Origin of the sequence: Salinigranum sp., from assembly GCF_041641895.1 — an archaeon.
Lineage (GTDB): Archaea > Halobacteriota > Halobacteria > Halobacteriales > Haloferacaceae > Salinigranum.
Genome location: NZ_JBEPXO010000057.1, coordinates 1 through 24,610, shown reverse-complemented (window position 1 = coordinate 24,610; position 24,610 = coordinate 1). Strand labels below are relative to the sequence as shown.

General features: G+C 68.2%; 18 protein-coding genes and 1 pseudogene. 11 read left to right on the top strand and 8 right to left on the bottom strand.

Going from position 1 to position 24,610, the window contains the following annotated elements:
* Positions 1-188 precede the first annotated feature (188 nt).
* A complete protein-coding gene (locus tag ACESK5_RS12825; RefSeq protein ID WP_372911968.1) occupies positions 189-1,550 on the bottom strand; it encodes a uracil-xanthine permease family protein in 1,362 nt (453 codons plus the stop codon).
* Positions 1,551-1,690: 140 nt separating this feature from the next.
* Here ACESK5_RS12825 and ACESK5_RS12820 point away from each other — a divergent pair, with 140 nt between their 5' ends.
* The 6 genes from ACESK5_RS12820 to ACESK5_RS12795 all read left to right on the top strand — a co-directional run bounded on the left by ACESK5_RS12820 (position 1,691) and on the right by ACESK5_RS12795 (position 9,116).
* Positions 1,691-2,734 (top strand): alcohol dehydrogenase catalytic domain-containing protein, encoded by a 1,044-nt coding sequence (locus ACESK5_RS12820; RefSeq protein WP_372911967.1) that lies wholly within the window; start codon positions 1,691-1,693, stop codon positions 2,732-2,734.
* 2 nt (positions 2,735-2,736) lie between these two features.
* Positions 2,737-3,888, top strand: coding sequence for an MFS transporter (locus ACESK5_RS12815; RefSeq protein ID WP_372911966.1), 1,152 nt, complete (start codon positions 2,737-2,739; stop codon positions 3,886-3,888).
* Between the two features lie 57 nt (positions 3,889-3,945).
* Positions 3,946-5,160: a CaiB/BaiF CoA transferase family protein gene (locus ACESK5_RS12810; RefSeq protein WP_372911965.1), complete on the top strand. Its 1,215-nt coding sequence runs from the start codon at positions 3,946-3,948 to the stop codon at positions 5,158-5,160.
* A gap of 63 nt (positions 5,161-5,223) precedes the next feature.
* Entirely contained in the window at positions 5,224-5,748 is a 525-nt protein-coding gene (locus tag ACESK5_RS12805) for a (2Fe-2S)-binding protein (RefSeq protein WP_372911964.1), read from the top strand.
* Complete coding sequence (locus ACESK5_RS12800; RefSeq protein ID WP_372911963.1) at positions 5,749-8,223, top strand: xanthine dehydrogenase family protein molybdopterin-binding subunit; 2,475 nt, start codon at positions 5,749-5,751, stop codon at positions 8,221-8,223.
* A complete protein-coding gene (locus ACESK5_RS12795) occupies positions 8,220-9,116 on the top strand; it encodes a xanthine dehydrogenase family protein subunit M (RefSeq protein WP_372911962.1) in 897 nt (298 codons plus the stop codon). Before ACESK5_RS12800 ends, ACESK5_RS12795 begins: the two co-directional genes overlap by 4 nt.
* A 195-nt stretch (positions 9,117-9,311) precedes the next feature.
* On the opposite strand, the gene ACESK5_RS12790 is transcribed toward ACESK5_RS12795, so the two are convergent.
* Positions 9,312-11,240 (bottom strand): CocE/NonD family hydrolase, encoded by a 1,929-nt coding sequence (locus ACESK5_RS12790; protein ID WP_372911961.1) that lies wholly within the window; start codon positions 11,238-11,240, stop codon positions 9,312-9,314.
* A 228-nt stretch (positions 11,241-11,468) separates the two neighbouring features.
* On the opposite strand from ACESK5_RS12790, the gene ACESK5_RS12785 reads away from it, so the two are divergent.
* From ACESK5_RS12785 to ACESK5_RS12775, 3 genes are all read left to right on the top strand, one after another.
* Positions 11,469-13,004 (top strand): uracil-xanthine permease family protein, encoded by a 1,536-nt coding sequence (locus ACESK5_RS12785; RefSeq protein ID WP_372911960.1) that lies wholly within the window; start codon positions 11,469-11,471, stop codon positions 13,002-13,004.
* Between the two features lie 98 nt (positions 13,005-13,102).
* The gene (locus ACESK5_RS12780; RefSeq protein WP_372911959.1) at positions 13,103-13,540 is read left to right on the top strand and encodes a hypothetical protein; all 438 of its coding nucleotides are present in this window, start codon (positions 13,103-13,105) and stop codon (positions 13,538-13,540) included.
* Positions 13,541-13,681: 141 nt separating this feature from the next.
* Complete coding sequence (locus ACESK5_RS12775) at positions 13,682-15,112, top strand: dihydroorotase family protein (RefSeq protein WP_372911958.1); 1,431 nt, start codon at positions 13,682-13,684, stop codon at positions 15,110-15,112.
* 401 nt (positions 15,113-15,513) lie between these two features.
* Here ACESK5_RS12775 and ACESK5_RS12770 read toward each other — a convergent pair whose 3' ends face one another.
* The 6 genes from ACESK5_RS12770 to ACESK5_RS12745 are packed head-to-tail and all read right to left on the bottom strand — an operon-like array spanning position 15,514 to position 23,185.
* Positions 15,514-16,374: a DUF58 domain-containing protein gene (locus ACESK5_RS12770; protein ID WP_372911957.1), complete on the bottom strand. Its 861-nt coding sequence runs from the start codon at positions 16,372-16,374 to the stop codon at positions 15,514-15,516.
* Positions 16,375-16,380: 6 nt separating this feature from the next.
* On the bottom strand, positions 16,381-17,322 hold the full coding sequence (locus ACESK5_RS12765; RefSeq protein ID WP_372911956.1) for an AAA family ATPase: 942 nt from the start codon (positions 17,320-17,322) through the stop codon (positions 16,381-16,383).
* A gap of 1 nt (position 17,323) precedes the next feature.
* The gene (locus tag ACESK5_RS12760; RefSeq protein ID WP_372911955.1) at positions 17,324-18,376 is read right to left on the bottom strand and encodes a hypothetical protein; all 1,053 of its coding nucleotides are present in this window, start codon (positions 18,374-18,376) and stop codon (positions 17,324-17,326) included.
* A complete protein-coding gene (locus tag ACESK5_RS12755; RefSeq protein WP_372911954.1) occupies positions 18,376-19,011 on the bottom strand; it encodes a chromosome partitioning protein in 636 nt (211 codons plus the stop codon). Before ACESK5_RS12755 ends, ACESK5_RS12760 begins: the two co-directional genes overlap by 1 nt.
* Positions 19,008-21,383, bottom strand: a complete 2,376-nt coding sequence (locus ACESK5_RS12750) for a VWA domain-containing protein (protein ID WP_372911953.1) — start codon at positions 21,381-21,383, stop codon at positions 19,008-19,010. The genes ACESK5_RS12755 and ACESK5_RS12750 overlap by 4 nt, the downstream gene beginning before the upstream one ends.
* Positions 21,383-23,185: a BatA domain-containing protein gene (locus ACESK5_RS12745; protein WP_372911952.1), complete on the bottom strand. Its 1,803-nt coding sequence runs from the start codon at positions 23,183-23,185 to the stop codon at positions 21,383-21,385. The genes ACESK5_RS12750 and ACESK5_RS12745 overlap by 1 nt, the downstream gene beginning before the upstream one ends.
* Before the next feature lie 199 nt (positions 23,186-23,384).
* Here ACESK5_RS12745 and ACESK5_RS12740 point away from each other — a divergent pair, with 199 nt between their 5' ends.
* Together ACESK5_RS12740 and ACESK5_RS12735 are read left to right on the top strand one after the other, a co-directional pair.
* On the top strand, positions 23,385-24,176 hold the full coding sequence (locus ACESK5_RS12740) for a polyprenol monophosphomannose synthase (RefSeq protein ID WP_372911951.1): 792 nt from the start codon (positions 23,385-23,387) through the stop codon (positions 24,174-24,176).
* Positions 24,173-24,610 (top strand): annotated as a pseudogene (locus ACESK5_RS12735) (glycosyltransferase family 1 protein); the annotation flags it as partial. The gene ACESK5_RS12740 and the pseudogene ACESK5_RS12735, both read left to right, overlap by 4 nt.

Genomic DNA, 24,610 nt, shown 5'->3' with positions numbered 1-24,610 from the left:
GCAACTGATTCCGGGAATCGCGTCGCTCAACGGTCTCGTCGCCGCGGGCGTCCTCCACGCCGTCGGCTACTACACGCTCGAACGCTCCGGCGTCCTCCCGGGCCACACCGTCGACACCGACGCCGACTACGTGTAAAGCGGGTCGCGTCGGCCCTCCGGCCCTCGCGGGCGGCTCTCGTGCCCCCCGGTCAGTCGTCCACGCTCTCGGGAGCGACGCCGGCGGGGTCGGGGGTCGGCTCCTCGTCGGACGGCAGCACGATGTTCAACACGAGCGCGGTCACGCCGCCGGCGATGAGCCCCGACCCGGCGAGCAGACGGAGGTCCTCCGGGAGGCTCGACAGGACGTCGGGACGGACCTCGACGCCCAGACCGAGGACGACGGAGACGGCGACGATGGTCAGGTTCCGCTGCGTGAGCTGTGCACGAGTGAGGATGCGGACGCCGACCGAGAAGATCATCCCGAAGAGGACGACGGCGGCCCCGCCGAGCACCGGGTTCGGCATCGCGGCGACGACGGCAGCCACCTTCGGGACGAAGCCGAGGACGACGAGGAAGCCGCCACAGATTGCGACGACGTAGCGACTCGCCACCCCCGTGAAGCTGATGAGCCCGACGTTCTGCGAGAACGAGGTGTTCGGGAACGCCCCGAACACGCCCGCGATGCCGCTCATGACGCCGTCGGCGACGAGGCCACCCTTCAGTTCCTCACCGTCGGGGTCACGCCCCACGGCCTCGGTGGTACCGGAGACGTCGCCGATGGTTTCGATAGCCGTGATGATGTACGCGAAGGCGACGACGAGGATGGCGCTCGGCTGGAACTCGACGCCGTAGCGCAGTGGGACGGGGAACGCGAACCAGCCCGCCGTCGCGACGCCGCTCAGGTCGAGGAGGCCGAGCGGGATGGCGGCGGTGTAGCCGACGACCACGGCGACGAGGACGCTCGTCATCCGGAGGAAGCCGTCGAAGAACTGGTTGACGCCGACGGCGACGAGGAACACGAGCGCCGCGAGGCCGACGTTCTCGACGTTGCCGTACGTCGACGCGCCCGGGCCGCCGGCGGCGTAGTCCATCGCCACCGGGATGAGGGTGAGGCCGACGAGCATCACCACGATGCCCGTCACGAGCGGGGGGAACAGCCCCCGCACGTCGTCGATGAAGTAGCCGATGACGATTTCGACCGGCGCCGCGACGATAACCGCCCCGAAGATGGCGGCGAGGCCGAACTGGCTCCCCACGTCGATGAGCGGCGCGACGAAGATGGCGCTCGTCCCCATCACGATGGGGAGGCGGGCGCCGACCGGTCCGACGGGGTACGCCTGGACGATGGTGGCGACGCCGGCGACGAGCAGCGCCATCTGGAGCAGGAACGTTGTGTCCGCCTGTCCGAGACCGATGGCGCCCGCGATGACGATGGGGAGTGCGACGGTCGAGAGGAACATCGCGAGCAGGTGCTGGATGCCCAGCGGAATCGCCTCGCCGACCGGCGGTTTGTCCTCGATGTCGTACTCGACGATGCTCGTCGACGCCTCGCTGTTCGACTGCTCGGACATACCTGTATTTGACATGGCAAATAAACAACGATACCGGGGTGTGATAATTGTTCTGCCGACACAGCCTGGTACCACGGCGGCCACCCGTCTCGAGGTCCGCCACGCCAACGCTTTTCACCTCTCCTCTCACACCTCGTCGCATGCCTTCGACGAACGCCGTCGTCCTCGACGAGTGGGGCGGCGACCTCACCGTCCAGCAGGTCGACAGACCCGAACCTGGTCCCGGCGAGGTTCGCGTCGACGTGCGCGCCTGTGCCGTCACGCGGACCATCGAGAACGCCGTCCAGGGTGGTCTCTCCGACGACCCTGCGCTCACGCCACGGATTCCCGGCCACGAGTTCGCGGGCGTCGTCGAGTCGGTGGGCGACGGCGTCGACCTGGCCGTCGGCGACCGGGTCCTCGCGTACTTCTACCTCACCTGTGGGTCCTGTGACCACTGCCGGCGCGGCGCGGACAACCGCTGTACGAACTTCGGCGGCTGGTACGGCGTGAACTGCGACGGCGCCTACGCCGAGTCGGCCGTCCTCCCGGCCGCGAACGCGCTTCCGCTCCCGGACGAAACGAGCTTCGCCGCCGGCGCCATCGCCACGGACGGCCTCGCGACGCCGCTACACGTCTGCGAACGGACGGCCGTCGACGACACCGATTCGGTGCTGGTTGTCGGCGCCGCCGGCCGCATCGGCGTCCACCTCTCGCAGCTGGCTGCGAGTCGCGGGGCTCACGTCGTCGCCGCCGACGTCGACGCCGAGCGACTCGCGCACGTCGACGGACTGACGCCGGACACGGTCGTTCCCGTCGACGCCTCCGCGGACGACTTCGCCTCCCGGGTCCGCGACGCGACCCCGTCCGGCGACGGGCCGACCGTCGTCGTCGACACTGTCGGCGACACCGCCACACTCCGCGACGCCTGGGACGCGATGGCGATGGGCGGACAGGTCGTCTCGCTCACCACCCACCACGACCGGACGTTCGACGTCCCGATGAAGGAGTACGTGGTGAGGGAGGCGTCGTTCCTCGGCTCGCGCTACGCGACGAGAGACCAGGTGGTCCGCGCCGCCCGTCTCTTCGCCGACGGCCGGGTTGACCCCGTGGTCCGTCGGCGCGTCGGCCTCGACGAGGTGCCCGCGGTCCACGAGGCGCTTCGCGCGGGCGAGACGTTCGGGACCACCGTCCTCGAACCCTGACGGTGGCGGGGACGACGCGTCTCCCGCGACGGGCGCTCGCGGCGCTCGGGACGGGGCTGTTCGGTCTCGGTGTCGCCGTCGGCTCCTACGGTGCGGTCGTCTCGCTCCTCATCGACCGGGGCGTCGCCCCCGACGCGGCGGGGTTCGGGATGACGCTGTTCCTCCTCGCGCAGGGCCTCGTCGCCCTCTTCGCCGACCGCCTCACGCGGGTGCTGTCCGTCCCCCGGGTGTGTGCCGCGGGGTTCGCGGTGACGGCGTTCGCGGCGGTCCTCGGCGGATGGGTGACGCTCCCGGCCGCGCTCGCGTCGCGTGGGCTGCTCGGTGTCGGGCAGGGCATCGCGTTCGTCGCCGCGATGAAGTACGTCGGGCGGCGCGTCCCCGACCGGACGGCGACCGCACAGGGCCTCCTGGGTGCGCTGTTCACGCTCGGCTTCGCCGTCGGCCTCGCCTCCGCACCGGTGCTCGTCCAGTGGACGCCGGCCGTCCCCGCCGTGGGGGCTGCCGCGCTCATGGTTGCCGGGGCAGTCGGGACCGCGACGCTCCCGGGCGTCCGGACCGAGGCGACCCTTCCCGTCGCGGCGTATCTCGCGCCGCTCCGCTCGTCGACCGGCCTCGTCCTCGGTCTGGGGAACATGGCCACGTTCGGCTTCCTGATGGTCGCGGGCACCTGGTACCCGGACGTCCTCCGTGGCGTCGGCGTGCCGGTGACGGCGACGCTCGTCGGTTTCTCGCTGGCCACCGTCGTCGGACGGGCGGTCGGTGGCCACCTCTCCGAACGCGTGGGGGACCGCCGGACGGTCCTCGTCTCGTTCGTCGGCACCGCCGTCGTGCTCTCGCTTCTCGCCCTTGCACTCCAGGTGGGCTCCCCGTCGCTCCTCGTCGCCGCCGTCGTGGGAACCGGACTGGGGTTCGGCGTCCCGTTCGGACCGCTGTTCGCACTGGCCTTCTCGGAACTGGCCGACGACGCCGGCGTCACCCTCGTCGCGATGCTGCTCGTCGGGAACGTCGGTGCCGTCGTCTACCCGTGGCTCCTCGGCCGGACGCTCCTCGACACGAACTCGTTCGCGCTCGGCTTCGTCGCGATGGCCGTGACGGTGCTCGCCGTCTCGCTCCTGTGGCTGTCGGCCGTCGGGACGGGCGGACCGAACTCGTGAACGCGTGCACACGCGAGTAACGGCAACGTTTTTGCCCCGTCCCCGAGGCTACGACGCATGGACACGAACGGCACACGCATCCTCGACGGCGTGACGGTGGTCGACCTCTCGACGTTCGTCACGGGAGGGTTCTGTTCGCTCATGCTGGCGAACCAGGGCGCCGACGTCATCAAGGTCGAACGCCCCGGCACCGGCGACGACATCCGACACTCAGGCCCGCCGTTCGTCGACGGCGAGTCCCCCTACTACTGGACGCTCAACTACGACAAGCGCTCCGTGGAGCTGGACCTCAAGAGCGACGGGGGGAAGGCGGCGCTGTACGACCTGGTCGAGGAGGCGGACGTCTTCGTGCAGAACTTCCGGCCCGGCGTTGCCGACCGCCTCGACGTCGACTACGACACCCTCTCCGAGATGAATCCGGGGCTCGTCTACTGCTCCATCTCCGCGTTCGGCGACACGGGCCCGTGGAGTCAGCGGCCAGGCTACGACCTCCTCGTACAGGGGATGAGCGGCATCATGAGCGTCACGGGCGAGCCGGACCCCGAGGGTCGACCGGTGAAGGTCGGCCTCCCGCAGACCGACCTCATCACGGGCATGTGGGCTGCGTTCGGGGTGATGAACGGCCTCTACAAGCGCGAACGCACGGGCGAGGGGGACAGAGTCGAACTCGGCATGCTCGACGCGACGCTCCCGTGGCTCACGAAGCAGGCCGGGAAGGTGTTCGCCGGCGAGCAGCCGACACGGATGGGGACGAAGGACCCGGTGCTCGCCCCGTACCAGACGTACGCGACGGCGGACGGTCACCTCAACGTCGCCTGTCTGAACCAGAAGCTCTGGCGCGACTTCTGTGACGCCATCGGCCGCCCGGACCTCCCCGAGGACGAGCGGTTCGACACCAACGCCGACCGGGTCGAGCACATGAGCGAACTGGAAGCCGAAATCGAGGACGCGCTCGCGGCGAAGACGACAGACGAGTGGATGGACGTCCTCGTCGACGCGGGCGTCCCCGCCGGGCCGGTCCAGTCCGTCGAGGAGGCGCTCTACAACGAACAGACCGAGGCGCGCGGCGTCGTGAGCGAGGTGTCCGACGGCGAGCGGACCGTCCCGACCATCGAGCACCCGCTGAACTTCACCGACGCCGAGAGCGGGTTCCGGTCGCCGCCGCCGAAACTGGGCGAGCACACCCGCGAGGTGTTCGCGGACCTCGGCTACTCCGAGGAGCGACTGGACGAGTTGGCGGCGGCCGGCGCGTTCGGCGACGACGCGGAGTAGCGTCCCCCGTCCGCCCCCCGTCTCGACGCAAGGATTATCACACGAGGGGCAAAAGAGGCCGTTATGAGTACCGGTACCACAGAGGGAGACGAGGCTCGCCCGACCGAGACCGTCACCCTGACTGTCAACGGTGAGGAGATCACCCGAGAGGTCGAACCCCGCCTGAAGCTCTCCGACTTCCTGCGCGAGGAGTGTGGACTCCGCGGCGTCCGTGTCGGCTGTGAACACGGCGTCTGCGGCGCCTGCACGGTCATGATGGAGGGAGCGACGGTGAAGTCGTGTCTCACCTACGCGGTCCAGGCGGACGGTCTCGAACTCGAGACGGTAGAGAACCTCGCCGACGACGGCGAACTCCACCCCCTCCAGTCGGCGTTCCACGAGGAACACGCCCTCCAGTGTGGCTTCTGTACGAGCGGGTTCGTCATGTCCGCCCTCGAACTCCTCGAGGAGAACCCCGACCCCTCCCGCGAGGAGGTGAAGACGGCCCTGTCGGACAACATCTGCCGCTGTACGGGCTACCACAACATCTACAGCGCCGTCGAGCGCGCCGCCGCCGAACTGGCCGTCGACGGCGAGGGGGGCGAGTAGATGTCCCGCGCAGAGGCCGAGGCCGGGAGCGACGCGGCCCCGACGAGCGAGCGCGAGTCGTACACGGGCCAGTCGGTGAAGCGCGTCGAGGACTACGACATCCTGACGGGACGCGCGGAGTACATCCACGACATCACCCCGCCGGACTGCCTCCACATGGCGCTGGTCCGCAGCGTCCACCCACACGCCCGCATCGAGGAGGTCGACGTCTCGCGGGCACTGGACCACCCCGACTGTGAACTCGTCATCACGGGCGAGGACATCAAAGAGAAGTACAACCCGATGCCCTCGGGCCTCGAGGAGTTCGAGGAGTGGTCGCTCGCCACCGACAAGGTACTGTACGCGGGTGAACCTGTCGCGGCCGTCGTCGCTTCCGACCGGTACGCCGCCGAGGACATCGCCGACCGGGTCGTGATCGACTACGAGAAACTCGACGCCGTCGCGGACGCGATGGAAGCGCGAGAGGACGAACACGTCCTCCACGAAGACGTCGGCACGAACGTCCCCGACTCGGAGCGGTTCGAGTTCGGCGACCCACAGACGGCGTTCGAGGAGGCCGACCACGTCGTCGAGGGCGAGTACTCGTGGGGGCGCATCTCGGGCGTCCCGCTGGAGACGGCGGGCGTCGTCGCGCAGTACGACCCCGAGGCCGACGCCTTCGACATCGACTGCAACATCCAGTTGCACACGCTCGTCGACGACACCGTCTACGACACCCTCGGCTACCCACCCGAGAAGGTCCGGCTGAACGTGCCGGCCGACGTGGGCGGGAGCTACGGGACGAAGATCGCTATCCACCGCTACTGCTGTCTGGCGGCGATGGCGTCGCAGTATCTCGACGGCACGCCAGTGAAGTTCGTCGAGGACCGCGTCGAGAACCTCCAGGGCGGCGACATGCACTCCTCGGAGCGTGACTACAAGGTGAAACTGGCCGTCGACGACGACGGCACTATCCGGGGACTGGACGTCTGGTTCGTCGACGACTTCGGGGCGTACCCCCGCTACCCCGTGAACCAGGTGCTGAAGCCCCTGGCGGTGCTGACCAACGCCTACCACATCGAGGACGTCGGCTACGAGTACGAACTCGCCATCACGAACAAGACGTGCCAGACGGCGTACCGGGGTTTCGGCGTCCCCTCGCACCTGTACGCCATCGAGATGGTCGTCGACGAGGCGGCCCGCGAACTCGGGATGGACCCCGCGACGTTCAAGCGCCAGAACCTCATCTCCGCGGAGGAGATGCCGTACGTCCTCCCCTCGAAGAACATCTACGACTCGGGCGACTTCCCGGCGGCGTTCGACCGCATCGTCGACATCGTCGACGAGGAGGAGCGCGTCGAGGGAGGGCTGCTCGACCCCGAGGTGGTCGACCAGCGCCGCGAGGAGGGGTACATCCGTGCCGTCTCTCCCTCCGTCCACGTCGAACCCGGGGTGTCGGGGTCGGACTGGACCGACCGCCAGCGCACCGACCGCGACACGCTCGCGGACCGCGACAGGGACGACGTGGCCGAACTCCCCGAACACCTCCGGGGGCGGGTCAGAGCGGACGGGAGCGTCGAGGCGTTCATCGCCACCGACTCGCAGGGGCAGGGCCACCGGACCATCGTCGCGCAACTCCTGGCCGACGCGCTCGAACTCACCCCCGACGACGTCGCGGTGTCCTACCTGGACAGCGTCGAGGCACCCACGGAGTACGGGACGGCCGCCTCACGGATGGCCGTGATGCTCTCGGGCGCCTCGGAGGGCCTCGGCGAGCAGTTGAAGACGGGTCTCCGCGAACTCGGCGCGCGCGAGTTCGACTGTGAGACCGAGGACGTCGTCTACCGCGACGGGGCGGTCGAACACGTCGAGACGCGCGAGCGACTCGGCCTCGCGGAACTGGTCGAACGCGACGACGAGCGCGAGTACACCGCCGCGTCGTACGACTACCAGCACCCCGCCTCGGTGCGCGAGGAGTTCGACGAGGCGCTGACCGGGAAACTGCCGGTCTACCCGACGGCCGCGTTCGCCGCGAACGCGCCGGTCATCGAGGTGGACACCCGGACCGGACAGGTCGAGATACTGAAGTTCTACACGCTGCGGGACTGCGGGACGAGGCTCAACCCGATGATCGTCGACGGACAGGCGATGGGCGGCCTCGCGCAGGGGATCGGCGCCGCGCTGTACGAGGAGTTCGGCTACGCCGACGACGGCCAGCCGCAGGCCATCACGCTGTTCGACTACCTCCTCCCGTCGGTGAAGAACATGCCCGACCTCGAACTGTACCACCAGGAGACGCCGTCGCCGTACACGGCGACGGGCGCGAAGGGGACGGGCGAGGGTGGGATGATCGACGGCCCCGCCGCCATCGCCACCTCCCTCAACGCCGCGCTGGCGGAGTTCGGCATCGTGGTCGACCAGATTCCCGCGACCGGCCACCGCGTCCGTCGCTGGCTCCGCGATGCAGGTGTCGGGACCGAGGGGGTGAACCGATGAAGCCCACGCAGTTCGAGTACGACCGGCCCGAGAGCGTGTCGGAGACGCTCGAACTCCTCGAGGAGCACTTCGACGCCGAACTCCTCGCCGGCAACCAGTCGCTCGGCATCATCATGGCGAACCGGTTCGCCTCGCCCGACCGACTCGTCGACATCAACCGCCTCGACGACCTCGCGTTCGTCGACGTCCGCGACGACGAGGTGGAGATCGGTGCGACGACGCGGCACCGCACCCTCGAACGCCACGACGAACTCCGGTCGGTGCTGGAGATCATCCCCGAGTCCGCAGAGCAGATCGCCGGCCCCGCCGTCCGGAACCGGGGGACGATGGGCGGGAGCATCGCGGAGGCGGACCCCGCTGGCAACTACCCGACGGTCCTGTCGGCGCTCGGCGGCGAACTCCACGTCGCGTCCGTCGAGGGCGAGCGGACCATCCCCGCCGACGACTACTTCATCGGCTACATGTTCACCGACCTGGAGGAGAACGAACTCATCACGAGCGTCTCCTTCCCGCGCGACCCGTTCCCCGTCGACCGTTCGGGGAGTTCGTTCGTCGAACTCAAGCGCGGCGCACAGACGTGGCCCACGGTGAGCGCCGGGTCGGCCGTCCGCGTCGACGACCCCACCGCGGCGGAACCGCTCGTCGAGACGGCGCGCCTCGCCGTCGGCAACGCTGCCGGCATCCCGCTCCGTATCGACGACGCGCTCGACGACCTGGTCGGCTCCCCACTGGACGACGAGGCGCTCGAATCGGTGGCAGAGACGGTCCGTGCGGACGCGGACCCCACCGACGAGATGCACGCCGACCCCGAGTACAAGACCGAAATGGCCGGCGAGTACGCCGTCCGCTCGCTCCGAAAGTCGTACGAGCGGGCCTGCGCGGGTGGGGACTGAGGGCGGGTCGTCGGCTCCCCTCGGGCCCCTCTCGTCCGGCGGTCACTCGTCTGACGGCCACGCGACAACTGCGGTGCGGGCCGACGCGCGGGAGCGAACGCAGTGAGCGACTCGCACGAGGGACGAGTGAGCGAGTGACCTACTGCTCACGGGCGTCTCGCGTTGCCGCGAAAGAAGCCGTCACGCCGACTCCGACTACCGGGGCTGGAGCGGCAGTTCGACGTGCGTCGGGTGCGTCGCGCTGTGGTGGACGGTGTTCGTCGCCACCACCGGGTCGACGTCGTCCGCGCCGCCGTACAGCGCCTCGCCGGTGTTGTGGTTGACGTCGTACCGCGGGAAGTTCGACGAGGAGACGTCGAGGCGGATGCGGTGGCCTTCCTCGAAGACGTTCGCCGTCGGGTACGGCTCCATGTAGTACTCGTACACCTCGCCAGGAGTGACGAAATCGGGTTCGTCGCGGTAGCCGCGGTAGCGACCCCGGCAGATGGAGTCACAGAGGTTCAGCGCGTAGCCGTCGGGGTGGTCGTCGCTCGCGGGGTACTCGTCGATGAGTTTCGCGGTGAAGTCGGTGTCCGCCGCGTCCGTCTCGCCGTAGACCCGGACGCGGATGGGGCCGGCGATTACGACGTCCTCTTCGAGGGGCGGCGTCCGGAAGACGAGGACGTCGTCTCTCGCTTCCAGCGGCTCTCCGTCCCCCTCTCCCCACACCCAGTCGTGTTCGCGCTGGTCGAACGGTCCCCGGCCGACGAAGTCGATGAGCTTCCGGTCACCGAGCGGGTACGCGCGCACCGACTCGTCGCGCGGCTCGTACGTGAGGTACGACGAGGAGTTCCCGCCCACGGAGGGGACAGGGTCGAGCGGGTCGAACTCGTAGCTCGTCGACGACTCCTCCGCGGTGGGTTCCTCGGGCGAGAGCGTCCCGTCCGCGTGTGCGTAGTAGCGCGTGAACTCGGTCTCCTCGGGTGGCCACTCCTCCGACGAGCGCCACTCTCCGCCGTGAAAGAGCAACCCGTCCTCGGTCCGGTGGCCGTCGCCCGTCCCCATCAGGAAGTACTGGACGGTCGGTTCGTCGGCGAAGGCGTCCTCGCCCTTGAGGTACTGGTCGAAGAACCGGAGGCGGGTCTCGCGGTACTTCTTGACGGCGTCGTCGCCGAACGCGAGGTCACCGGCGGTGGGAACCTCCCACGTCAGTGGCGGGTAGAGGAGCGTGTCGGAGTGGTCGTGCCCGCCGGGGAGCCGCGCGAGGTGGGTCCACGGGCCGACGATGAGGTAGTGGTCCTCGTCTTTTCGACTGCTGAGTCCGACGAAGTTGTCGCAGGTGGCCTTCGTGTACGAGTCGTACCAGCCGCCGGAGTAGACGGTGGGGACGTCGGCCGACTCGTCGTAGTAGCGCTCGAAGTTGACGCCGGGGTTCTGCCACAGGTCGTCGCTCGCCGTACCCGTCTCCATGATGTCGAACGCCCACTCGTCGTAGTCGGGCAGTTCCGCGAGCGCCGTCTCGCCCCGCCGGGGCGGCCAGTCTTCCAGCACGTCTCGAACGTCGACGTCGGCGAAAGTCTGCTGGACGTCGGGGTCCGAGAGCGACTCGTGGGCGAAGCCCGCGCCGAGCGTGAACGCCCAGCAGAGCCACCGGAGTTCGAACGCGCCGTTGTGCCGGAAGGTCGCCTTGCGCGCGTTGGCCGCTCCCATGTTGACGAACATCCCCGCCAGCCCCTCGGGGTCCTGCGTGGCGAGGGCGTTCTGGACCCAGGCGCCGTAGGAGGTTCCGAGCGTGGCGACCTGGCCGTCACAGAACTCCTGCTCGGCGAGCCACTCGACGGTGTCCGCGCCGTCTTCGGCCTCCGTCGCACAGATGTAGAAGTCGCCCTCGCTGTCGAACCGCCCGCGGACGTCCTGGATGGCGACGACGTAACCGCGGGAGGCGTACCACTCGCCGTGGCGGCTCTGTGCGCCGCGCTTCCCGTACGGCGTCCGGTCCAGGAGGACGGGAAACGCCTCGTCCACTGGCTCTCGGGTGTCGGGGTCCGCCGGCCGGTAGATGTCCGTCGCTAGCCGGGTCCCGTCGCGCGTCTCGATCATCACGTCGAGGTCGGCGTGGACCTCGTACTCCGGTTGTGAGACCATGGTGACACCGACCAGGGTGACCGTGAAGTAACTTGTGACCGGGGCCACCCGGACAGGGTCACCGTTCCTATCTCGATACTAACAGTAGAACCGCTGAATCAACGTCCATCGGGCTCGTAAGAAGCCGTCAGCACCAATAGTTTTATCAAGAGTTTCAGGGTAACGTACTGTCGACGTTTAACATATGTCGCACAACAGTTCAACTCGTCGGCACAGCGGGGCGGTAGCATGAGCGACGACCCGGAGGTCCGCACCGACGGTGGCTCGTCGAGCATGGTCGAGTACGGCATCGACGACAAGCCGCCGCTCGGGCAGTCAGTCCTGCTCGGCATCCAGCACTGGCTGACGATGGTCGGGTCGACCATCGCCATCCCGCTCGTCCTCGCGGGTGCAGTCGGGTTCGACCCCGCCAACACGGCACAGCTCGTCGGGACGTTCTTCGTCGTCTCCGGCATCGCCACGCTGGCGCAGTCGACCATCGGGAACCGTTACCCCATCGTCCAGGGGGGGACGTTCTCGATGCTGGGTCCCGCACTCGCCATCATCGGCGTGCTTGCGGCGAGCAACGCCTCGCCGACCGTGATGATGCGTGAACTGCAGGGGGCTATCATCGTCGCCGGGGCCGCGGAGGTGGTCATCGGCTACCTCGGCATCTTCGGGCGGCTCAAGCGGTTCATCGGGCCGCTCGTCATCAGCGTCGTCATCGCGCTCATCGGCCTTGCGCTCATCAGCGTCCCGCAGATTATCAGCGCCTCACAGAACTGGTACCTCGCGGGACTCACGCTCGTGCTCATCGTCCTGTTCTCGCAGTACCTCGACAGCTACTCGCGCGTGTTCAAACTCTTCCCCGTGTTGTTGGGGCTCGGCGGGGCGTACCTGCTCGCTGTGGTCCTCTCGGTGGCGGGCGTCGCCAACCTCGTCGACCTGAGCGTGGTCGCGAACGCGCCGCTCGTCCGCCCCATCGTCCCGTTCCAGTGGGGGATGCCGCTGTTCACCGGCTCGTTTGTCGTCGGCATGTTCGCCGGGATGCTCGCGTCGGCCATCGAGAGCTTCGGCGACTACCACTCCGTCGCCCGGATGGCCGGCGAGGGGGCGCCCAACTCCCGCCGGGTCAACCACGGCCTCGGCATGGAGGGGTTCGGCAACATCTTCGCGGGCATCATGGGCACCGGTAACGGTTCCACGTCGTACACCGAGAACATCGGCGCCATCGGCATTACCGGCGTCGCCTCCCGCTACGTCGTTCAGGTCGGCTCCGTCGTGATGATCGTCGTGGGCTACGTCGGTGCGTTCGGTGCGCTCGTGACGACCATCCCGAACCCCATCGTCGGCGGCCTCTTCCTGGCGATGTTCGCGCAAATCGTCGGCGTCGGGCTCTCCCAGCTCCAGTACGTCAACCTGAACCAGAACCGCAACGTGTTCGTCCTCGGCTTCGGGCTGTTCGCCGGCCTCTCCATCCCGCAGTACATCTCGAACGTCCAGAGCGCCGAGACGACGCTCGAGGCCGGCCTCTCGTCGGTGCCGGTCCTCGGTGCGGTCCTCGGTGTCCCCGCGGTGGCAGAGACCATCGGCATCATCATGGGCACGCCCATCGCCGTCGGCGGCATCGCGGCGTTCGTCCTCGACAACACCATCCCCGGTAGCCGCGACGAGCGTGGCCTGACCGCTTGGGAGGAAATCACCGAGGACGACGACGCGTTCGTCCCCCTCCACGAGCGACTCCTCCGTGGCGACACGAGCGAGACCGACGTCGCCGGTGACTGACGCGACCTGACCCGACCGGCGACGCCGTCGTCGCTCTCGACTTCTCCCGGGCCGCACCGTCTCACAACTGCAAAGTACGTCCACTCCGAGACCCGGTTATGAACGAGGACGCGGCGGGACCGGCCGAGACGACCATCAGACGGATGGGCCTCCGGTCGGGGGGGTGGATCGGGTACGACGAGGAGAGCGTGTTCGTCCAGCCCGCGGAGGAACAGGGGTACAAGATTGCTCGCGGGGACATCGCGCGCATCACCCTCAACCCCATCGAGTGGGACCTCGTCGTCATGAGCCTCTTGCTCGTCGGCATCGGCGGCTACGTGGTCTTCACCCGGAACCCACTCGTCGGCGTCGGCTTCCTCGTGGTCGGCCTGTGGAGCGCCTACCGGACGTACACGAAGCGCTACGAACTCGTCCTCTACGTCGACGAACAGCCCAAACCCGTCTCCGTCCACCCGACGCACCCGAAGGAGTGTCACGCCACCATCGGGGAGTTGATCCGGGCCGAGGGAGAGGGCGGTCGGACAGAGGCGACGTGAGTCCGATTCGGACGACGGGTGTGTGAACCGCCGCGCGCGTGGAGGACCGTCCGCGAGCGACGGGACGCACCGGCCGGTCACACGGCCGCGAACCCCCTCCACACGCAATTATTTATACTAGACCGCTGAACTGCGCATGTCATGACAGCCGAGGCTGCGGACTTACGAGTCACGAACGCGCGGGTCGTCACCCCGAGCGGAACCATCGACGGCGGCGTCGCCGCGAAGGACGGGAAAATCGTCGCCGTCGGGGCGGCGGCGAACCTGCCCGACGCCGACGAGGAGATCGACGCCGAGGGGAACTACCTCGTACCGGGCTTCATCGACCCGCACGTCCACTGGGGGCTCTCCCGATACGAGTTCGACTACCACGAGGGTCTCGCTCACGACTTCGAGACCGAGACGCGCGGGGCGGTCCACGGCGGCGTCACCAGCGTCGTGAACTTTCTGCTCCAGCCCGACCCCTACCTCCCGGACATGGACTTCTTCCGTTCGGTGGGTGAGGAGAACTCCTACATCGACTTCGCGTATCACGCCATCGTCCACCAAGACCACCACGTCGAGGAGATCGAGGACCTCGCCGAGGAGGGCGTCCGCTCGTTCAAGGTGTTCTTCAACTGGTACAAGCACGCCTCGCCCGAACTCGGCATCGACCACTCCGACGCCGGCCGAACCTACCGGGTGCTCGACAAGGTGTCCGAGATGCCCCACGGCGTCGTGATGTTCCACGCGGAGAACGAGGACCTCGCCTACGAACTCCGGCAGGACCTGATGGAGGAGGGGCGGAACGACCTCGAAGCGTGGACCGAGGCCTCGCCCAACGTGGCGGAGGCGATGCAGATCGAGCAAATCGCCATGCTCACCGAGTTCACGGACTCGCGGTCGTACATCGTCCACATGAGCACGGGCGAGGGCGTCGACATCTGCGAACGGTACCAGGAGAAGGGCGTGAACGTCCACGCCGAGACCCTCCCCGCCTTCTTATCACACACGAAGCACGACACCGAGCTGGGGACGTGGGGGAAGATTTCGCCGCCCCTCAGAGGAGACGCGAGCGTGAAGCGCCTCTGGGAGGGCATCCGAACGGGCGTCGTCGACTACGTCGGCACCGACCACTGCCCGCACAAGCGGGAGTTCAAGGAGAAGGGCGAGGGCAAACACGGCGACATGTGGGACGCCATCCCCGGTGACAACAACGGCATCGAGTACCTCCTCCCGGTGATGATGTCCGAGGGCGTCAACAAGAACCGCATCTCGATGGAGCGCTGTGTCGAGGTGTGCTCGACGAACAACGCCAAGCGCTGGGGCCTCTACCCGCGGAAGGGCGCCATCGCCGAGGGCTCCGACGCCGACATGGTCATCGTCGACTTGGAGAAGTCGGCCGTCGTGGACGACGACTTCTACCACACGATGGAACCGGGCTACTCGACGTTCCACGGGACGGAACTGACGGGCCTCCCGACGCACACCATCGTCGGCGGCGAAGTCGTCGTCGAGGACGGCGAACTCCTCGTCGAGAAGGGCGGCCGGGACTACCTGCCGCGCTACGACGAGGGCGTCCCGAGCAACTGAGCGCAGAAGTCTAATTTATTCTATCGGCATCCGCGTTTCGGAAGTCACTTCAGCATGCGCCGTCGTCAGCGAAGCGACTGTGGCGGGTGGTGTGCTCGGCCACTCTGGCGGGTCCGGTCGCCCGTCGTTCTGTGAGTCACTCGTCCCCCTTCACTTCTCGTCCCCGCACGCCCCCGCCGAGAGTGGATAGTGACGACCGACGAGGCGGCGGCGCGTGACGGCGCGGCCGTCGCGCGCTCGAACGCTCCCACGCCGCTGTACGAACGGTGTCTCACCGACCTGGCTGCTCGTGGCCAGCGGGTCAGGGGTCGTCGCTCCGACGCCGAAACACCGGTTCGGCTTCGGGACCGATTAGGGCTCGATCTGCAGAAGCGTTTGTACCCAGTCGGGCCGTCGTCTTCTCACCCGACCCACAGCGACGCGAACGCGTCGAAGAAGTCGTCGCCGGTGTTCACCAGCGCGTGGGTCGCCCGGAGGTCACTCGCCCGTTCGGCCACCTCGCCGGTGAACCGTTCGAGGCGCGACTGGTACTGCTGGGCGAGTCGGCCGCCGAAGTACGTGCGGAGTTCCTGCTGAGTCTCCGGCTCCTCGAAGACCGTATCGCCCACCACGTCGGGGTCGAGTTCGTCGGGCGAGAGCACCTGCGCCGTGACGAGTTCGTTCCGTGACAGCGCCGCCAGCCCCTCCTCGATGTCGTCGAGTTCTCCGAGGAAGTCCGAGAGGACGACGACGAGCGACCGACTGGAGATGCTCGCGGTGTAACTCTCCAGAGCGTCGCGGAAGTCCGTCCGCCCGCCGAGTTCTTGGTCGTTCAGCAGGTCGATGATGCGGAGCAGTTCGCCGCGGTTGGAGCGGCCGGTGTCGAGCCGTTCGAAGTCGTCGCCGAACGTCGAGAAGCGGAAGTCGTTGTTCTCCTCCGCCGTCAGGTAACAGAAGCCGAGGCCGAGTTTCGCTGCGTACTCGAACTTGTGTTCGTCCCCCTCACCGAAGTCCATCGAGTCCGACGAGTCGACGAGGACGTGGACCGTGAGGTTGCGCTCCTCCTCGTACTGCTTGATGTAGTACTCCTCGGTCCGCGCGTACAGCTTCCAGTCGATGAGCCGGGTGTCGTCGCCGGGTGCGTACCGCCGGTAGTCGGAGAACGTGAGCCCCTCGCCGACGTCGGGCGACTCCTGTTCGCCCTGGTACTGGGAGGTGGTCTCGCGCTTCAGCGACGAGTCGAACCGGTCGAGTTCGTCGAGGAAGTCGGGGTCGATGGTCATCTCATCTCATCCCGACTCCGCGACGATGGCGGAGACGATGTCGTCGGCGTCCAGCCCCTCGCGCTCGGCGCGGAAGTCGACGATGATGCGGTGTCTGAGCACGGGCGCCGCCATCGCCTCGACGTCCTCCCACTTGACGTGGCTCCGCCCGCGGAGGAACGCACGGGCCTTCGCCGTCAGGACGAGCGCCATGCTCGCCCGCGGACTCGCGCCGTACTCGATCTGGTCGTGCTCGCGGGTCGCCCGGGCGAGGTTCACCGCCCGGTCGCGCAGGTCGTCGGCGATGGGAACCTCCCGGACGAGTTGCTGTATCTCCTGTATCTCCTCGCGCGAGAGCACGCGCTCGACGTCCGGCACGCGTCCCCCCTCGGTGTAGAGGCGGACGATCTGTCGCTCCTCCTCGAACGAGGGGTAGTCGACGAGAATCTTCAGGAGGAACCGGTCCGTCTGGGCCTCCGGCAGCGCGTACGTCCCGCCCTGGTCGATGGGGTTCTGCGTGGCGAGGATGAAAAAGGGGCGGGGGAGGTCGTACGTCTCGCCCGCGGCGGTCACCTGCTTCTCCTGCATCGCCTCGAGCAGCGCCGCCTGTGTCTTCGGCGTCGCGCGGTTTATCTCGTCGGCGAGGACGATGTTCGCGAACACCGGCCCCTTCTCGAAGACGAACTCCCGCTCCCCGTTGGACTCGCGGATAATCTCCGTGCCGGTGATGTCGGAGGGCATCAGGTCCGGCGTGTTCTGGATGCGCGAGAACTGCAGGTCCGTCACCGCCGACAGGGTCCGGATCATCGACGTCTTGCCGAGTCCGGGGTTCGATTCGAGCAGCGCGTTGCCGTCGGCGAGGATGCAGACGAGAATCTGTTCGATGACGTCCGTCTGACCGACGATGCGCTTGCCGACCTCTTCGCGGACCCGACTCAACTTCGACTGGAGATGTTCGATGTCACTCATTTCAGGTGTCGCTGTCGTCCGTATCGCGTATCCGTAAGTTGTACTCCCGGATGAGTTCCGCGTCTTCTAGCTGTTCGCTCTCGGCGAACCCGGCCTCCTGTCCCTCCACGTCGCCGCTCCCGGCGAATCCGCTCGAGTCGTAGGCGGCGGGGGCGCTGTCGCTACCGTCGTCGCCGCCGCCCTGTGTCGCGAGCGTCGTGTTCAGCGTCTCCTCGCCCGCCGTCACGTTCTCGGGCTCACCGAGGACGCCGCTGGCGTCCTGGAGACCCTCGTACTCGGAGCTCCGGTCGCTCCCGTCGGTGTTCGTCTCGGGACCCAGGTCGCGGATGTCGAGGTCGACCACCGCGACTTGGATGCTGGCGAGACTCACTGCGGTGACGACGACGACGGTCAGGAAGACCCGCTTGAGGTTCACGAGGCCGATGCTCGACGTCCGCTGGAGGCGTGCGAGCACGTCCTCGTAGAGTGCGAGCGCCATCCGGGAGTCCCGCCCGGACTCGACGGTGTCGCGGGCCGTCCGGAGCGCCTCCCGAACCGCCGGGTTCGCCCCCTCGAACTGTTCGACGAAGGGCCGACGCGTCCGCGCGAGCAACTCGCCGCCGAAGACGAGTACACCGGCGGCGACCCCGGCGACGATGGACGTCTGCAGCGGCGCGGGCGGCGCGCCGGTGTAGCCGACGATGGCGTCGAAGAGGACGCGCGGCCACGGGAGCGTCAGTGGAATCTGCTCCGGCTTCAGCACCTGGACGAGGAGGTTCACCACGAGCGCCGCGAGGGCGGCGTCGACGGCCGCGTAGATGACGGCGACCTTGTACCCCTCGCGGCGGACCTGCTTCAGCGCGCGCCGCATCCGCGTCTCGGGTGACTCCCCCGCGTTCGTGACCGACCGTTGCGCCGCGAGGTCCTCGCGGTACTGCTCGTCGGTCGCGGCCCGTTCCCGCTCGTCCCGTTCGGCCTGCTCGCGGTCGGCCGCCTCCCGTCTGCGCTGCCGCCGTCGTTCGAACCATCCCTGGTTCTCACCCCCGTCCTCGCGCGGGGTGTCGCTCCCGTCCATCAGTTACACGCCGCCGGCTTGGGCTCTGCGGCCTGCCTGCAGATGGTGTCTATCTGACTCTCGAGCTGGTCGACCCGGTTCCGCAGCGACTGGATATCGCTCTCCAGGTCCGAAACCTGCGACCGGAGCGAGCTGACGGTGCTCTCGAGCTCCTCGTTCTCGTCGACGAGTTCGTCGTTCTCCGCCTCGAGTTCGTCGAGCGACTCCTCGAGCTCCTGCTTGTCGTTCTCCAGCGACTGGACGCGCGACTGGAGCGAGTCGACCCGGTCGCGCGTCTGCGAGAGGTCCTGTCTCGTCGACTGCAGCTCGGACGACGTCTCGGAGAGTTCGCTCTGGGTCGACTGGAGCTGTTCTTCGGTCTCGTCGAGGCTCTCCGAGACCTGTGAGACGTCGCCCCGCGTCGTCTGGAGGCTCTGGTTCAGCTCGCGCAGTTGCGTCCGCGTCGCGTCGAGCCGTTCCCGGGTCGACTGCAGTTCGTTGCGCAGCTCCGTGTTCCGCTCGCGGAGCTCCGCGTTCTGCGTGTCGAGCTGTTCGACGGAGTGTTGGTAGTACATCGTCGCACCGGCCGTTCCGACGACGGACGTGGTGACGAGGAGGACGAGGGCGAGGTTGATGGAGGAACCGAGGGCACTCATGTCAGACCACTCTCGCTGCGGCTTCGCCCCCGGTACACTTGAAGACGACGGAGCACGACTTCTGCGAAGTACAGGAGCAGGGCGAGCAGGATGGCGAGCCACGTCCACGACTGCTCCAGCGTGCGGACGCGCGTGGACTCCTGGCGGGCGAACTCTGCAATTTCGGCCGCCTGGTTCGGCTCGAACTGCCGACCGCCCGTCGCCTGGACCACCGAACGCAACTCGCTGGTCTGCCCGAACGCCCCGTACTCGCTGGCGTAGTTCACCGCGTACGTGGCGTCCATGACCCGGCTGAACCCCGTCTCGTTGGGCGTGAGCGTCGCCTGGTAGACGCCGGTCGACGTCTGTCTGAACTCGACCGCGTCGCTCTGGGGCCGCTCGCGCCCACGGAAGACCACCGTCGTCGACTCCCCCACGCGGGTGTCGGAGACGTCCGTGACGCCCTCCGACTTCCGCTCGGGGTCGCCGATGGCGTAGTTCACCGTCTTGGTGACGAGCAGCGAGTCCGGTTGCTGGAGGAGGCCGTCGAGCGTCCCGTCGGCCCCGTAGGCCGTGACCGTCGCGACGCGACCCAGCCCGTAGCGCCAGGAGGCGACGGCGGGAGTCCCGTCGTTCGTCGCTACGAGGAAGTCCGCGCCGCGCCGGATGGCGACGTCGTTCGCCGCCGCCGGGTTCGACTCCAGCGTGACCCCGCTCGTGATGAAGGAGTTCGGGTCGACGATGGTGAGACCCTCCCCCTCGAACCGCCGCGAACTCCCGCCGAAGAAGAGGCGGAGTCGGTCGGTCTCGCTCGCGCGGAAGTACGTCCCCCCGGACTGGGAGGCGATGCGCTGGAGGGTTCGTTCGTTGACGGACCGACCGGCGCCGATGGTGATGACGCGCGTCCCGCGCGAGCCGAGCTGGTTCGCGACGGTGGCCGCCTCGCCCACGTCGTCCTGGCCGTCGGACAGCAGGATGACGGTCCCCTGCTCGCCACCGAGCATCTCCTCGGCGCCTCTGAGTCCGGCGGCGATACTCGTCGCCCCGCCGCTCTGCAGCCTCCGGATGCGGTCCTCCAGGAACCCGCGGTTCTCAGAGAGCGACTGGGGTTCGGCCACGGAGTACGCCTGGTAGTTGAACGCGACGATACCGACGGTGTTCTCGTCGCCGAGTTGGTTCAGCGCGTCGAGCGCGATGGACTTCTGGAGGCGCATCCCCGACTCGGCGCTGCCGGAGATGTCGATGGCGAGCACCACCGTCGCGCTCCCCGCCGAGGCCTCGCCGAAGGTGACCGGGAGCATCGAGGCGATGGACGACCCCTCGTACCCGCCGTTCTCGAAGGAGTTGTCCCCGCCGACGACGACGAGTCCGTTCCCGTCGATGACGAACCGCTGGAGCGTGTCGACGTTCCCGAGGTCGTTCGCCGCCGTGTCCTGGACGACCACCGCGTAGTACTCGTCGAGGTTATCGGGGATGGTCCGGGACTGCTCGACGTCGTACAGCGACGAGAGGTAGTCGCGGAGGGGGTAGCTCCCGCGCGAGACGTAGAGTATCTTCGGCCGCTGGACGACCCGGACGGTCTTCCGGTAGACGTTGTTCTGCTGGAACGTGTCCGAACCACTCACCGTCGCCGTTATCCGGTGGGAGCCGACCGACTGGAAGGTGTACGAGAAGTCGACCGAGCCGCTGCCGTTGATCTCCCGGCTGAGCACCTCCTCGCCGTCGGCGGTGACGGTCAGCCGGGAGTTCTCCTCGAGTTCGGTTCCGTCGACGCGGGCGAGGAACGTGCTCTCGACGCCCGCAGCCGCCTTCGCCGGCCCCGACACCGTGACGTACCGTTCGGGCTCTCTGGCCTCGACGTCGACGGTGCTCACCGTGGCGTTCAACGAACTCGCGAGGTCCGCGGCGGAGCCGAGGCTCCGCCCGCTCGTCACCCGCCCGTCGGAGACGAGGACGACGCTCCCGTTCTCCCTGAGGTTCGCGGCGACGCCGTCGCCGATGGGAGACTGCGTCCCGTCGGCGACAGTCGCGACGGTCACCGGGACACCCTGCTCCTCGATGCGCGTGGCGAGGCGGTCGGTGACGTTCTCGTTCACCGCCATGCTCTCGGAACGGTCCGCGAGCAGCGTCACCCGCGGGTCGCCGGTCGTCTCGCGCGTCACGACGGTGTACGGCCCCGCCGCGGCCGTCACGAGGAGGACGGCGACCACGACGCGCGAGGCCAACACGAGCCGTCGACTCCGTGTCGAGGCCGTTCCCTCCCCGCGCACGACGAGCCACCAGAGCGCCACGAGCACGACGGGGAGCGCGACGAGCGCCAGTGGGCGCTCCAGCCCCACGACGGCGTCGCCGAGCGTCACCTCCGTCTGCAACAGGAGGGCGGTCCCGAGCATCAGAGGTCACCCCGTCGCCGCAGGTAGGCCAGTTCGAGCAGCGTGACGAGCAGCGCCGCGCCGGCGACGTACTCCGTCACCGGTCGGGGGACGAGTCGGGTCTCCTCGCGGACGACGGCACCCGCGCTGTCCGAGCGCGCTTCGAGCGGCGTCGCCCGAACGTCCGACTCCGGTTCGTTCAGGAGCGAGACGCCGATTCGTCGGCTGCCGACCTGGTAGTAGCCGGTCTGGTCGAGGACGACGCCCGTCTGGGTCACCACCCCGCTCGGCGTCTGGATGCGCGTCTCGCTGTCGAACTGGAGCCTGTCGCCCGCCGGACGGTTGAGTTCGGGCAGGGTGTCCCGCCCGGCCAGGTAGAACACCGACCGCTTCCAGAACACGGGGTACTGGAAGTTGAACTTGAACGACGACGACTCCTGGATGTAGCCGTAGTAGAGGAGACGTCCCGAGCCACGGTCGGCGGTGGCGACGAGTGGCGACCCGTCGCCCAGTTCGACGAGCGTCCGTCCCTCCCGGAGCGGGCCAGCGATGTACGTCTCCGGCGGCGAGAACGTGATGTCACGAGTCAGCGAGTCGGAGGCCGTCCGGCGAACGGACGGACTCTGTCCGATGCCCGTCGGCTCAACGAGCACCAGGTCGCCGTACCGCTCTGGGAGGTTCGGCTGTGCCTGGATGGCGACGCCGCCGCCGCGTTCGAGCACGTCCCGGCCGGCCTCGACGTTCCCCTGGAGGAGTCGCGAGGGGTCGACGTTGCTGTAGACGACGACGTCGTACGCGCTGCTGTCGACCGTCGTCGGCGGCTCGTCGACGGTCAGTTCCACCTCCGGGATGACCGAGAGCGCCGTCGCGAGGTAGCGGTTCCGGTCGTTCGTCAGGAGCAACACGTCGATGGTCGCGTCCTCCGGCGCGGCGAGGTAGAGCGTGTCGTCGAGGGTGAACGAGTCGCCGGGCGTCAGCCGGAGTTGAGCCCCGCCCGCGGGGACGGTGAACGTCGCCGTCGCGACGTCGCCCGACGCCAGCGTGAGTTCCGCGCGCTGATTCCCGACGGCGAGCGCGCGACGGACGCGTTCGTCCCCGTAGTTCTTGACCGAGACGGTCACCTCCCGACCGGTGAAGCGAGCATCGATGATGCCGACGTTGTCCGCACCGCCCTCGGCGAACTGCCGAAGCTCCACGCGGAGCCCCTGTGCCCGCGCGGCCTGGACCGCGTCGGGCCAGTCGGACTCGTCGGCGAAGTCGCTCACCACGACGATCTGGGCGTTCTCGCCGGCGATGGCCGACGCCGTCGAGACGGCCGCACGGAGGTCACCGTTCGTCGCGGTCACCGCGAGTTCGTCGAGCGCCGCCGTCGCCTCGTCGGGTGGGACGGCGCGGGCGACGACGCGTGAGTCACCCGCCGCGAGCACGACGCTCGTCGTCCCCGTGACCTCCTCCCGAGCGGCCGCGACGGCCCGTTCGAAGCGTGTCGTCCCGTCGTCGGTGGTCGTCATCGACCCGCTCCCGTCGACGACGAGGACCGTCTCCTCGACGGTCGTCTCCTCCGACACCGAGACGTACGGCGTCGCCAGCGACGCCGCCAGCAGCACCAGCGCGACTATCTGGATGAGGAGCAACAGGCTCCGGAGCAGCCGTTCGAGGAGCGGGCTCGACGCCGACTGCCCGAGCTGCTCCGTCAGGAACTGGAGGGTGGGCAGTTCGACCCGTTCGGGCTCGGGTTTGACGAGATACAGCACCACCAGCGGCGGCACCGTGAGGAGGGCGAGGAGCCCGAGCGGCGCGAGAAAGACGTCGGAGAGGACCATTGGCAGGGGGAATGAGCCCGGCACGTATTGGTTTTGTGCTGCGCCGTGAGACCGCGTTACACCCGGCATAGACCATTATTGACCGTGATATACTTTCTTCGACGACGTTTCATCACACTGATAACAAGTTCCGTCGAGAGTTATATTCATACCTTTAGTAAATAAAATATATGACTCGGACGGGCAACTGTTCTTACCAATGGAACCTCCCTCCAGTTCGTCTACAGCCCGGAGTGAACCCGCTCCGGAGACGGACAGCGCTAGCGGTCTCTCGCGGGACCACTCCGACGAGGTGGTGTCGCAGTCGGTCTCCATCGTCGTCCCGACGTTCAACGAGGCGGAGAACGTCGAACGCGTCATCTCTCGATGTCGGCAGGCGATGGACGGACGAGACTACGAACTCCTCATCGTCGACGACGACTCGCCCGACGGGACGTGGCGGGTCGCGGAGGCGGTCGGCGAGGACATCGACGAGGTCCGCGTCCTCCGCCGACAGTCGGAGCGCGGACTCGGAACGGCCGTCGTCCACGGCTTCGAACGGGCGACGAAGGACTTCTGCGCCGTGCTCGACGCCGACCTCCAGCACCCGCCGGAGCTCATCCCCGAACTGGCGAACCACGTCACCGAGTACGTCGACGTCGTCATCGGGAGCCGGTACCGCAAGGGCGGACGGGTGGTGAACTGGCCGCTCAGCCGACAGCTCATCAGCCGCGGCGCCATCGCGCTCACGAAGCTCTGCCTCGCGGAGACACGAGGGCTCAACGACCCGCTCAGCGGCTTCTTCCTCGTCCGGCGGTCGGTCGTCGACGATGTCGACCTGGAGCCGAGGGGGTACAAGGTCCTCCTCGAGGTGCTCGTCCAGTGCGAGTACGGCCACGTCGTGGAGGTGCCGTACCAGTTCGACGAACGACGGTTCGGCCAGTCGAAGCTCACGACGGACGCCTGTCGGGTGTTCGTCGAGCACCTCCTGACGCTCCGGAGCCGAGCATGAGTCGGCGGGTCGCCCTCTGTACCCACTTCTCCGTCGAACACTTCCGCGGCGGCGAGAAGTGGGTCGCCACCGTCGCGAACCGCCTCGCCGACGACGACGTCGACGTCGACGTCTACGCGCTTCCGTACGCCCCCGGCGGCGAGCGCCGCGTCGACGCACGGGACGTCCTCGCCGACGACGTCGGCTACACCGAGGGGTGGCGGCACGACGTGTCGGGGTACGACACGGCCTACGCGATGTACACGCCGGGGATGCGCCTCTGTTTCGCCACCGGAGACGCCAGGACCGTCGCCGGCATCCACTCGTGGGCGTTCATCACCGACCGCCTGTTCGAGTCCCACTACGGCGTGGCACCGACCGTCGCGAAGCTCTGTTACCGGCTCGCCGGCCCCGCGGAACTCCGCCGGTACGACGCCGTCCACACGGTCTCGCCG